The organism is Psychrobacter sp. P11G3 (assembly GCF_001435845.1).
GTDB lineage: Bacteria > Pseudomonadota > Gammaproteobacteria > Pseudomonadales > Moraxellaceae > Psychrobacter.
On the sequence record NZ_CM003596.1, the window covers coordinates 149,756 to 162,321 of the forward strand.

Annotated in this window: 7 protein-coding genes; all 7 read left to right on the forward strand. The window is 33.9% G+C overall.

The window, feature by feature from the left end; translation table 11 throughout:
• The first annotated feature begins 83 nt into the window (after positions 1 to 83).
• The 7 genes from AK824_RS00630 (at position 84) to AK824_RS00660 (ending at position 12,555) form a co-directional block, all read left to right on the forward strand.
• Entirely contained in the window at positions 84 to 3,428 is a 3,345-nt protein-coding gene (locus AK824_RS00630) for a CgeB family protein (protein ID WP_057757883.1), read from the forward strand.
• On the forward strand, positions 3,428 to 5,566 hold the full coding sequence (locus tag AK824_RS00635) for a glycosyltransferase family protein (RefSeq protein WP_057757886.1): 2,139 nt from the start codon (positions 3,428 to 3,430) through the stop codon (positions 5,564 to 5,566). The genes AK824_RS00630 and AK824_RS00635 overlap by 1 nt, the downstream gene beginning before the upstream one ends.
• Before the next feature lie 63 nt (positions 5,567 to 5,629).
• Positions 5,630 to 6,859, forward strand: a complete 1,230-nt coding sequence (locus AK824_RS00640; RefSeq protein ID WP_057757889.1) for a glycosyltransferase — start codon at positions 5,630 to 5,632, stop codon at positions 6,857 to 6,859.
• A gap of 435 nt (positions 6,860 to 7,294) precedes the next feature.
• Entirely contained in the window at positions 7,295 to 7,972 is a 678-nt protein-coding gene (locus AK824_RS00645; protein ID WP_057757891.1) for a hypothetical protein, read from the forward strand.
• Between the two features lie 92 nt (positions 7,973 to 8,064).
• Positions 8,065 to 10,233 carry a glycosyltransferase family protein gene (locus AK824_RS00650; protein ID WP_057757895.1) on the forward strand — a complete coding sequence of 723 codons (2,169 nt, stop codon included), beginning with the start codon at positions 8,065 to 8,067 and terminating at the stop codon, positions 10,231 to 10,233.
• 122 nt (positions 10,234 to 10,355) lie between these two features.
• Entirely contained in the window at positions 10,356 to 11,288 is a 933-nt protein-coding gene (locus AK824_RS00655; RefSeq protein ID WP_057757898.1) for a hypothetical protein, read from the forward strand.
• Between the two features lie 253 nt (positions 11,289 to 11,541).
• The gene (locus AK824_RS00660; RefSeq protein WP_057757901.1) at positions 11,542 to 12,555 is read left to right on the forward strand and encodes a CgeB family protein; all 1,014 of its coding nucleotides are present in this window, start codon (positions 11,542 to 11,544) and stop codon (positions 12,553 to 12,555) included.
• The last annotated feature ends 11 nt before the right edge of the window (positions 12,556 to 12,566 follow it).

Consider the following 12,566-nt stretch of genomic DNA (forward strand, 5'->3'; position numbering starts at 1 on the left):
TAGCTGGCATTACTTAATTATTATTTGAATAATTAAATGATGTCAGTTTTGAAATTATATTTATCTTCAGGCATGTATATATTATGAAAAAGTTAAAAAAATTATTTAAGAGTTATGCTAAAACCAGCTGGACTAATCTATTAACTATTAAACATAATATTGATGCTAATAAATTGGGTGTATTTAATCATAATGTCAAAATAGAAAATCACTCTCTAAAAGCTACTCACAGTGAGAAGCATCCTCATGATATTTTGACTAATAAAGAAGATGCTAAGCTAAAGGTAGATAATCAAAGTAATGGGGAATACTCTCAACATTCCAAGAGTATCCAGAGATCAAAATTTGGAATGCTTGTACATGAAGGTGCCCTTGAACTCGAGCCGTTTGAAAAGAATATTATTTGTTATGAGTTAATAGTAAAGTCTGGACAGTTATTAGTCATAAAAGTAGCTTCTCGGTACCTAAATATGAAAGGTATTATTGATCGCAAAGCAGTTCTAACGATTACTAGTTATGATGAGCGCGGTAAAGAAATAGATATTCCATGTGGCAAAATGGTTAAATCTGAAAACCTACGTGTCTATTTTAAGTATATTCCTTCAACTAACAATAACGTCCAAGAGCTACATAGCTTTGTAGTACCTGATGGGGTTAGTTACATTCAACTTGGTCTAAGTGCTTTCAATACGGTTGAAGAGCAACAAGTATTAGTTACTAGCCTTAGTGTCAAGCCAAAAACTGCAGTATATCAAAGTGATAGTTTTCAAGAACTGAGTAATAAAGAAGAAAAAATACAGACGTCTGTAGCACCTTTGATCACTCGTATCGATAAAGCACAAAGTATGGCTAATAAATCAAATAATGATAAAAAATCAAATAACGAGCAAGACTCTAAAAAAAATAGTGCTATTGAACAAGTTGAATTTGGAATGCTTATACATGGAGGTGCTATAGAGCTAACTCAAGAAAGTCCTCTCTGGTATGAACTACCAGTAAAAGCTGGACAGTTATTAGTGATAAAAGTAGCTTCTCAATACTTAAATATGAAAGATATTATTAGTCGTAAAGCAGTGTTACTGATCAATAGCTATGACGAAGCTGGCAAAGAAGTTGACGTAGCATGTGGACGGATGGTCAGATCAGAAGCGTTGAAAGCTTATTTTAAATATATACCATCTACTCATAATCATATAAAAGAACTACATACCTTTGTTGTACCTGATGGAGTGAGTCAAATTCGCCTTGGTCTCAAGGCTTTTAATATAGAAACAGGACAACAAGTCTTTGTTGAAAGTTTTAATATTGAGCCGAAAGTTCAAGACTATCAAAATGATACCTATAATGATTTAAGTGTAATTAAAAAAGAGACAAAGCCACATTCTAGTATCGAAAAATCGAATGAAGCGCGACTCTCTCAAGAAGTCACTGACATTAAAAAATCGCAATTGGGGATGCTCATACATAGAGATGCTATTCAGCTAACTCAAGAAAGTCCTCTTTGGTATGAACTACCAGTAAAAGCTGGACAGTTATTAGTGATAAAAGTAGCTTCTCAGTATTCAAATATGAAAGAGATTATTGATCGCAAAGCAGTTTTATTGATTAATAGCTACGATGAGTATGGTCAGAAAGTTGATGTGGCATGTGGAAAGATGGCAAAGTCTGAAGCTTTAAAAGCCTATTTTAAATATCTACCCTCTACTAATGACAATATAATAGAGCTGCATACCTTTATTGTACCTGATGGAGTGAGTCAAATTCACCTTGGTCTCAGTGCTTTCAATATTGTAGCAGAACAACAGATCTTTGTTAAAAACCTTAGTATTGAGACAAAATCGAATAATTCTCAAGCTACTAAATTTTTAACACCAAGTATTCAAGCTGCAGAGATTAGTATGCTTGGCTGGCCTGAAATTCCAATAAATGATAAGCCTTGTATCATTGGTATTATGGATGAGTTCACTACTGGTTGTTTTGAGCAAGATGTGAACCTGATTCAACCTCGACCGGATAATTGGTTTGCGTTAGCAGAAAAATATAAGCCAGTACTATTCTTCATTGAAAGTGCATGGCAGGGTAACTATGGTAGTTGGCAATACCGTGTTGGGAAATATGCTAATAAACCAGGTCATGAAATTGATCATATTTGCCAGTATGCTCGCGATAAAGGCATACCTACATTGTTCTGGAACAAAGAAGACCCTGTTCATCATGAAAAATTTATGTGTAGTGCGAAATTAGTAGATCATATTTATACGACTGATGCTAATATGAAGACTTCTTATACTGCAAAAACTGGTAATGTCAACGTACATCCTCTACCTTTTGCAGCACAGCCTGCTCTTCATAAACCAGCAGTATTATCAGGTCGAAAACCACGTGCATGCTTTGCTGGTAGCTGGTATGGCAACCGTCACGCTGAAAGAGGTCAAGCTATGAGTTGGCTACTAAAGGCAGCTCATAACTATGGATTAGATATATATGACCGTAATTACGATAATGGGACGTTTCCATTTCCAGAAGAGTATCAAGCAGGTATTAAAGGTAGCTTACCCTACAAGGAGCTTTGTGAGGAGTATAACCGCTATCGAATATTCTTAAACGTCAATTCAGTTACTGACTCACCAACTATGTTTTCGCGTCGTGTTTTTGAGCTCATGGCGAGTGGTACGCCGATAGTAAGTACATATGCTAAAGGTATTGAAGCTTTATTTGACTCAGATGCTGTCTGGCTAGTAAATAGCCAAGAAGAAGCTGATGTGGCTATTCAAACTTTAATGACTGATGATGTGGAGTGGCGTAGAAGAAGCTTAGCAGGTATTCGTGAAGTGTTTTCAAAACATACCTATGCTCACCGTCTTAATAGTATTTTTTCAGATATGAATTTAGAAAGTCACATAGAAGTAGATCCTAATACTGTACTCTTCGCCAAAGCTAATAATCTAATAGAGATGAATCTACTCAAAGAATTCGCCAAAAATCAAAGTTACCAGAAATTTTTCTTGATTATTGAATATGCACAAAGCGAAATCATGATAGAAGAAAAGCTGGCTGAAAATATTATTCTCATAAATCCAGATGCAAGCAAAGCCTGGACTATCAATAACCAAGATAGTTATTCTATCGCAGGTTGGATAACACCACATAACTACTATGGAGAGCACTACCTCCGTGATCTTATCAACGCTAGTATTTATGAGCCCAATGCCAAAGGTTGGGCTAAAGCACTTGGAGAGGACATATTTGGTTATGGTGCCCCAGCACTATTAAGTGGCTCACTTTGGAAAAAAGATGAGTTCATTAGCATTTATATTGATCTTCACGCTGACGATACTATCACAGTCACTAAGCTATATTTAGCCGATAGCGAAGAGTTCAAGGAAAATACGAGCTTAGAGTATCATCAGTTGAGAGGAATAGAGTAATGTTAAAAAGAGTATTAATATGTGCCAATCCTGATCTCAACTATATTGATGGATCTTCTATTTGGGCACAGACCATCGCTTTAGCAACTGCGGCCACTACTAAAGCACAAGTGGATTTCATCGCAAAAAGTACACCAGAACGTGATGAGTTGTTTGCACCACTGAAAACTGAAAAACATATTAATATTATTGATGGTTCTAAACATCAGTATTGGCAAGGTAAGAGCTACAAACGCCTGTCTTTACCTATGATGGCTGATCTTGCAGTTGCCCTAAATCATATCAATACCTACGATGTTATTATTGTCCGAGGTCTGGAAATTGCTACTCAGCTGCTAAATTTTCCTGAGATACTCTCTAAGTGTTGGATGTATTTAACCGATATACCGCAGAGCATATCAGATTATGATGATGAATTGCGTTGCACTATGCAGAATATCGGTCAAGGTTGCCAAAAGATATTATGTCAAACAGAAGGTTTCAAAACTCTATGGCAAGCATTAGTCCCTAGTCTCATGGAAGACAAGTTCAGTCTATATACTCCAGTTATACCAGATATCCCTGATGATTTGTCTTTGATAATTGAACGTCCTATACGTGCCATATATGCTGGAAAATTTAAGGCAGACTGGATGACCATGGAAATGGTCAATGCCTGGTCTGCAGTTCATCATAAGGTTGATTTTAGCGAACTTATAATGATCGGAGATAAAATTCACAATGAACCAAATCAATCTAATTATCAACAAGATATGCGGAATGCTTTAGAGGATACAGAAGGGTTGCTTTGGCTTGGTGCCCAATCTCGAGAGACAGTACAGCAAGAGCTTCAACAGGCAAGAATAGGACTGTCTTGGCGCTCAGAAAGTATGAACGATACTGTAGAGTATTCTACTAAAATCCTAGAGTATGGTGGCGCAGGCTGTGCGGCTATTCTTAATCGCAATGCGTTGCATGAGCAGCTATTAGGGGTAGACTATCCGTTATTCGCTAATAGTGCTGAGGAGTTTTCTCGTCAGCTGATTCGAGCATTAAAAAATCCTGATATTACTCAGCAGGCAGCGAATACTTTACAACAACTGGCGAAGCGTCATACTTTCTCCACACGTGTGAATGACATACAGTACTGGTTAGCACAAGCACCTGATGTATTTAAACCTGCAAAGAAGACACGCATACTAGTAGCAGGGCATGACCTCAAGTTTTTTACTTTATTACAAAGTAAGCTAGAAGCTACTGGAAACTTTGAGTTTTTCATTGATCAGTGGCAAGGGCATGATAAGCATGATGAAGCACAAAGTCGTAAGTTATTAGAGCAAGTAGATATCATATTCTGTGAATGGTGTTTGGGAAATCTGAAATGGTACTCTAATAATAAAATGCCACATCAGCGCCTTATAGGTCGTTTTCATGCACAAGAAGCACGTGTACCTTATATGGGAGAAGCGAACTGGGATGCCATTGATCATATTGGATTTGTTAGTGAGCATATTCGTAAGCAAGCGTTAGATGTATTTGAGGGTTTTCCTACAGACAAGACATCAGTAATACCAAATTATTTAGATATCAATAAGTTTACTCCTAAGAAAAAAACTGGTGAAGCGCGTTATACGTTAGGAATGATAGGAGTAGCTCCTCAGAGTAAGCGTTTAGATCGTGCGCTTGATTTATTAGAGACATTACTTGAAAAAGATAGTAGATATTGTTTGCGAGTGAAAGGCAAAAACCCGCTTGACTACAATTGGTTACTACAGCGTAAAGACGAATTGGATTATTATCAGCAAGTTTTCAAACGTATTAATAGTAATTCTAAGCTGAGACATAAAGTAATATTTGACCCACCAGGCGACGATGTGAATGAGTGGTTTACTATGGTAGGCTTTATTCTCTCTCCATCTGATTTTGAGTCGTTCCATATGGCGATAGGTGAAGGCATACTGACAGGTGCTGTACCTATTATTTGGAACTGGGAAGGTGCTGCAGAAATTTGGGGTAAAGAAAACGTAATATTCTCAATAAAAGAAGCTAAAAATGTTGTCTTATCTGAACTTCAAGCAGATTCTACTATTCATTGTATTTCAGAAAAACACTCTTCCACCAGCATTGTTTCAAAGTGGATAGATGTAATAAGCATCTAATCTTATAGTATGTTATGTGCTATCAAGTAACAGATTATATAAATAACTATAGAGGATAATAAAATGAATAAAAATAAAAAGATAGTAGGGGTCACTTTTTTCAGTGTATTACAAGGACTTTCTAACAAGTATGTAATTCATAATAAGGATTATAAAGACTACGTTGATGATCTGTTCGAAGAAAAAAGGTTAGATTTAAAAACAGAAATATTTTTTAAAATAAGTCTTCCTTCATTACAGAGTATGGATAAGCAGGGATGTTCATACAATCACTATATATTGTACTCAAAACAGCTGCCAGAAAAATATAAGAGGAATATAATAGAATCTATAAACAAGTATTCATTCCTTAGAGGGGTTGAAATTGATGATTACATAGATTTCGACATTAAAAGTATACTTAATGAGGACGTAGACAAAGGAGAAGTCTTTGCTTATTTTGGATTAGACGATGATGATTTAATTTCAATTGATTACTTACAAAAGATAAAAGATTATGTGAATAAAGAATTTATAGGTTTTAATATATGTTTATCAAAAGGTTTCTCTGGCTATTATGATGGTGAAGTATCTAATGTTCGAGAGTTAAGGTTTCCATTCATAAATATTGGACAAGCTAGAATTTGTAATAGAGAAAGTAATGGTAATATTTATATACCCAATAAAGGTAGCCATATGAGAACTGATGAAAAATGTCCTACTGTAATTGATTCAACTTCTCCAACATTTTTCTGGCTACGCCATCATATGCAGGATACATTTAGTACAGCTAATAAATCTGAGATAAAAACTAAAATAAATAGAGATTTAGATGAACATAACTATCCAAAATCCTCAATTTTAGCTAAGTTTCCAATATTAAAAGAATATATGATACCTACGAATTTATTTTTAAAATCAACGCGTAAAAATATTCTATTAGACAACAGAAAAGCTGTTGAAAAAATTCCTTTAAGCATATCATCTGAAAAAAATATAGATGGTCATCTGGTTGTCAAATACTCTTTAAGTAATTTAGATGGTATTTCTCGTAGACAAGCTTTAGCAGTTTTCGAACTATCAAAGAGCCTAAGTGAAAATGAGGCTAACTTAGCAGGTTTAACTAAATCTAAAGTAGGTTATTACAGGTATTTCAATACTGCTGGTAGTAATATAAATGGAACATTTTCATTGTATTTACCAGAAGGTGTTAATTTGACTAGTATTAGTCTTATGAAGTGGGCTGATGAAAGTGTTTTATTAGATACTATAGAAGTTTTTGAAGCTAATAATAACATAATAAATCATGTATAAGTTTTGGAAGTGATTTAGCTCTAGCTTCTACTAAGAATGAATATACTATTGAGTCATCACCTATACAGTCTGAATATAAGATATGGTAAGCATATAAATAGTCAAGATGATAGGGTTATAGGGTAATACTTACTCAGACAGTCGTTACCCTGCATTGCCTGAGCTATCGACAAAATTGTCTGAATATATTGAAGTATATATGGATAATACTATAGGACAAGTAGAAAAAGATATCCGTAAGGATTGGTCACAAATGTATGGTTTCGACATGAAGTATTATGCTTTAGAGAAACGATTAAAGTTGCTTATAAAGCAGATTAAATAACATTATAAGGTAAGCTTTAATTATTTATATCATAGATTTGTTAAATCTCAATTATCTGTTACTTTATAATATTAAATTGATATATAGATCTAATTCTGGAAGAGGTATGCATGAGGACAATAAAAGATGAGCAAGATCTAAAAAAATACATTTATAACTTAGAAAGAGAAAATGAATCACTTAAAAAATCTCATAGCTATAGATTAGGTAAGTCATTAATAAATGTAAAGGATAATCTACTAGAAAAGAATTTCAAAACCCTAGTACCTGCTTCTAAAAAAATATTAGAAGCAATAAAGAAAGCTGATAAAAAACCAAACCATATCGCTGTCGATGTCACCAGAATGGGTGGTTCAGTGATTGAGAGTAACACCAATACGGTACTCAATATAAATTCAAATGATATTCAAGACAGTATTCAACACTACTTTGTCCCTAAGATTAAATATAGAAAAGTAGTAGGCGTATTTTCTACAGATATTGGCATAAGTGATGAACGTGCAGATATATTACTGTCCCCTGATAACTATAAAGAAGTCATTGCTAAATCAAATATTGATTTTCTAGTATTTGACTTGCAAGCTTTAAAAGATAACACTCTTTGGTTTGCTTTCGGTACTCATGATTCAATATTTTTACTTAGAAGCGTTGTGCTCAGTATTAAAAGCCAGCCCTCTATTGTCAAAGTCTTAATAGAGAATGAAGACATTACTTTATTTCCTTTACTATCCAAACTAAAAGATCTCAATTTCTTTGATGTGATCCAAAGCACCAGTTTTGTAGCTTAAGGCTTGTTGTTAGCATAAGTATTTTATCTAACAACAGGTAGCAGTAGGTAATTAAGCCACAGCATCGAATTTTCAGTTCTAGGTACAACTATATGAGTAATATTGCAGTTTTTGGTGATATATCGACCAACGGAATCGATGGTTCGTCCATCTGGTTACAGTCTATCTGTAATGTGTTTGCCTCAGAGGACCATAATGTCTTTCTAATATTAAGAGACAAACCAATATTATCTAGTATAACGGATGGTCTTGATAGTACAGTAAGTGTTATAAACCCTTGGCAGCAAAGCTATAGTGAGATAAGCAACGAAAATGCGATATCTCCTGAAGAGTTAATTACCTTATTGACAGCGATTGATCAACAAGAAATGCTTGATCATATCATTATGCGTGCCCCTAGATTTTTAGAAGAGCTTCATAGATATACTATAAAAGAAAAATCTTATGATTTGATTAATAAAGTAGATGCTTATTTTGCAAAGCTGAACATATTCAATGACGATTATGACTTATCTGTACTATCAACCATTCGTTTCGCTATTAATAGATTGATAGTTCAGACTGAACAGATGCGTGATTATGCAGAGCAATTATTCCCTTTACTGGTAGGTAAAGTAATTGTTCTAAACCCTATGATCCCAAAAACGTATGATATCGACATTAATAAAGTCATTCGCAAAATAGAGTGCAAATCTGTCATCTATGCAGGCAAGCTAGATACTAATTATCTAATAGAGGACTATATAGATAATGCACCGTTGGTAGGCACATTAGGGTTTGATGTTTCCTTAGTGGGTTCTAAATTCAATACAGTGAAGTCAGATAAACAGTTTAGAAATCGAGTCGAAAATAAGATTGAGAATAGTGATATAGAGTGGATTAAAGTATTAAACAGAGAACAGACGATACAAAAAGTATCAGAATCAACATTTTTAATCTCTATTAGAAATAAGCATTTTGACTCTGACAATGAGATATCTACCAAACTCCTAGAGAGCATAGCGGCAGGCACTTTACCGATTATTAATAAAAATAACGTTAATATCGGAATCGTTGGAGAAAACTATCCTTTATTTGCAAATTCGTTTTCTGAGCTTTCTTCTACAATTATGAACTTCTCTTTGACAGAAGATAACTATAGAAGAGTACTTAGCAACGTTCAGACTCGAGTCGATAAATATACATTCAAAAACATATATGACCGACAACTTAAAAAATTCTACGAGAAGAGTGTAGTCACTACAAGCTCGTCAGTTTTTTTAGAGAAAAAGAGAGTACTGATAGCGTCTCATGATAATAAGTTTTTAAACCAAGTTCTATTAGAGCTAAAAAATAATAAGCAAATTGAGATTAGATGTGATAACTGGAAAACCACTTCGCAACATAATCAGAAAGTTTCTGAACAGTTATTGGATTGGGCAGATATTATTTTGTGTGAATGGGCAGTTGGCCCAGCAGTATTCTATAGTCAAAATAAAAAGGAACATCAAAAGTTACTAGTTAGATTACATCGCTTTGAGATTACTACCGAGCGACCATATGAAATTAGAGCAGAAAACGTTGATAGCTTTATAGTAGTCAGTGACTATATTAAGAACTTTTGCATAAAAAACTATCATTGGCATGAAGATATGATAACAGTTATGCCCCAGTTTGCTGATACTCATCACTTTGATCGCAGCAAAGTCTCTGGTTATGAATACAACTTAGGGCTGCTAGGTTGTATTCCAAGTCTAAAGAGGTTGGATAGAAGTTTAGATATATTAGAGGAGCTAAGGAAAGTAGATAAAAGGTATGTTTTGTATATCAAATCAAAGATGCCTTGGGAAGTACCATTTATCTGGAACAAAGAAGAAGAGCGAGCTTATTACTCTAAGCAACTAAATAGAATCGAGAGTTCCCAGTTATTAAGGGGTGCCGTAGTGTTTGACGATTATGGTAATGATGTTGCTGTATGGTTTAGAAAGATTGGTTGGATTTTATCGACTAGTGATATAGAGGGATGCCATACTGCTGTGGCAGAAGCAATGAGTTCTGGTAGTCAAGCAGCTGTATTTGACTGGCCAGGAGCGAAAGATGTTTATGCGCTAAATAAGATTTTTACTTCTTCTGTATCTGCGGCACGCCATATTAATAATCATAGTGAGTTTAGTAAAGGTCAGATACAATCACAAAGAGAATATTGTTTTAACAAGTTTGATATCAGTAAAACTTTGAGCTTTTACAATAATTTTATTTTTAATGAAAATATAAAATATTAAGATAATCAAAATATAAAAAGAACCCTATTTGATTTCACGTAAATGAACGAAGTTAAAATCGATAGGGACATTTTTTTAATAAAAAAAGCAAGTTTTTTTTGTAAGGCTGTCTGAGGTATTGTATGAACTGTGATATTAATAGCATATTTTATAATGGAAAAAGCCTTTCTGTAGAAGTTTATAAGAATAGTGAAGTAGATTTTGCATTTTATGTATTAATGGGTGATAAGAAATTAGATTCTAAGTGGTACTCTTTTAATGATATTTCTATTCTAAATATACCTTTAGAACCGAAAATTACTTATTCTCTAATATTATTTTTTCGCCCAAGATCCGAAAAAACTAAAGAAGATGAGAAAATAGTTAGGAAATTCTTTTTCAAAATCGATACTAATGGTAACTCTAGTATTATAAACGAGGAAGTACTTCATGAAACTGAGTTTTTTAAAATTTCAGAATATAATCAGGATTCTGATACGACATTTATAACGTTTAATTCGGCTCATACGGATAAATCTTCTGATCCATTTGGAGGTGGATTTATTCTATCGCAAGGCTGGAACTTAATTAGCGTACGCAAACATAATAGAAATCCTTATCAAGAATTAAGTTTACAAAATTTCAAAGATATTGTAGGTCCAAAAGTATCTCAGAAGAAAGTTTTTACTTATGGAACTAGCTTGGGAGGCTACAGTAGTATATATTACGGTGGTGTAGTCAATGCTACAATAATTGCTGGTGCACCCAAATTATCTTTAATAACAAATTCCAATATTCGATATAGACATATTGAATATAAACATATTTCTATTAAGGATACTATAAAATCCATTAATCCTGTTTATATTATATATGATCCTCTTGTCAGTGGGGATGTGAATTTCATAAAAAAACATATACTGTCTGGTTACCCCCAGGCTAAATTTTTACCTGTTAAGGGCGGTACTCATTTGGTCATAAAGAAATTGCTTGAGAAAGGTATAATAAAAGATACTATTATAGATTTAGTAAATAACAATATTTTTGAAGCTACGAATAGAATTATTACATCTTGATTGTTGGTATCTATAATAAGATTATATTTTGAGAATTTTTTTAAATGCTGATCAATAAAGATTGCTTTGAAAATTATTTCTTGTTTACTAAAATAATAATATTTTATATGAATTATTTCCTTACAGTTTCAGTATTCTTCCAAAATGTTCAATATTTTTTCAAGTAAAACTTTATTATTTTCCAATATAAGAGGTCTCTGCTGGTTTTACTAGTGCTTAAAATGAATGATAATTCTTTGTTTATAGGGGTGGTATGTTAAGAATTAGAAATTTTTTCTCAGCAAATGTTAAAGTGGCTTTAATTAGCGATGAGCTTACTGCCATATCTCTAAGTAAAGAAGATGCTTATGTTCAATATTTATCATTGAGTAGTTGTTTTTGGTTATTCAGATGTTCAAAGCCGGACTTTATCTTAGTCGAGTCAGCTTGGTGCGGTCACAAAGACAAATGGCGTTATAAAATAGCTAACTACCCTGATTACTCTGAGCGCAGTAATGTTGAACTACGTAAACTCTTAGAGATGGCAGATAAGTACAATATTCCAGCAGTTTTCTGGAATAAAGAAGATGGTGCTCACTTTAACCGTTTTATCGATTCTGCCAGTTTATTCAAATATATTCTGACTGTTGATGAAAACTGTGTTCAGCGATATCGTTCTATATTAGGTAAGAGCGTAAAAGTAGGGATTCTGCCTTTTGCAGTCCAGCCTAAGTTTCATCATCCAACTTCCTTGCCCCCTCGTTATAACCAGAGCTTATTTGTTGGTAGCTATAGTCACCATATACATAACTTACGGCAACAGTGGCAGGATATGGCATTTACTGCAGCTTCTCCCTATGGGCTAACTATTGTTGATCGCAATTCTGATCGTAAGTCTGACGTTTATCGTTATCCTAACTTACCTAATATGACTTTAAAATCTGCTGTACCTTATGATAAAACAGGTGAACTATTCAGACAGTACTCACACTGTCTCAATGTGAACACTGTGACTGACTCTCCAAGTATGTTTTCCCGTCGTTTGATTGAGATTATGGCTTGTGGACGACTAGCAGTGACCAATCCTAGTTTGTCGGTCAGTACTCGCTTTGAAGGTATGTGTGAAGTCATTGATAGTAAAGAGCAAGCAGGTGAATTATTTGCACAATTATCTAGAGGTTATACTACACAGCAGATAGAAATGATGCGCTATGCTAGCAACCATGTATTGCAAAATTATAATTACAATAAATGGATTAAGAACATCGTTGAGTTTATTGAGCTATAGTAATTTTAATA

Excerpts from the sequence above, each read along its gene's own strand:
- AK824_RS00655 (WP_057757898.1), top strand. The coding sequence starts at position 10,356 with ATGAACTGTGATATTAATAGCATATTTTATAATGGAAAAAGCCTTTCT.
- AK824_RS00660 (WP_057757901.1), top strand. The coding sequence starts at position 11,542 with ATGTTAAGAATTAGAAATTTTTTCTCAGCAAATGTTAAAGTGGCTTTA.
- AK824_RS00630 (WP_057757883.1), top strand. The coding sequence starts at position 84 with ATGAAAAAGTTAAAAAAATTATTTAAGAGTTATGCTAAAACCAGCTGG.
- AK824_RS00650 (WP_057757895.1), top strand. The coding sequence starts at position 8,065 with ATGAGTAATATTGCAGTTTTTGGTGATATATCGACCAACGGAATCGAT.
- AK824_RS00645 (WP_057757891.1), top strand. The coding sequence starts at position 7,295 with ATGAGGACAATAAAAGATGAGCAAGATCTAAAAAAATACATTTATAAC.
- AK824_RS00640 (WP_057757889.1), top strand. The coding sequence starts at position 5,630 with ATGAATAAAAATAAAAAGATAGTAGGGGTCACTTTTTTCAGTGTATTA.
- AK824_RS00635 (WP_057757886.1), top strand. The coding sequence starts at position 3,428 with ATGTTAAAAAGAGTATTAATATGTGCCAATCCTGATCTCAACTATATT.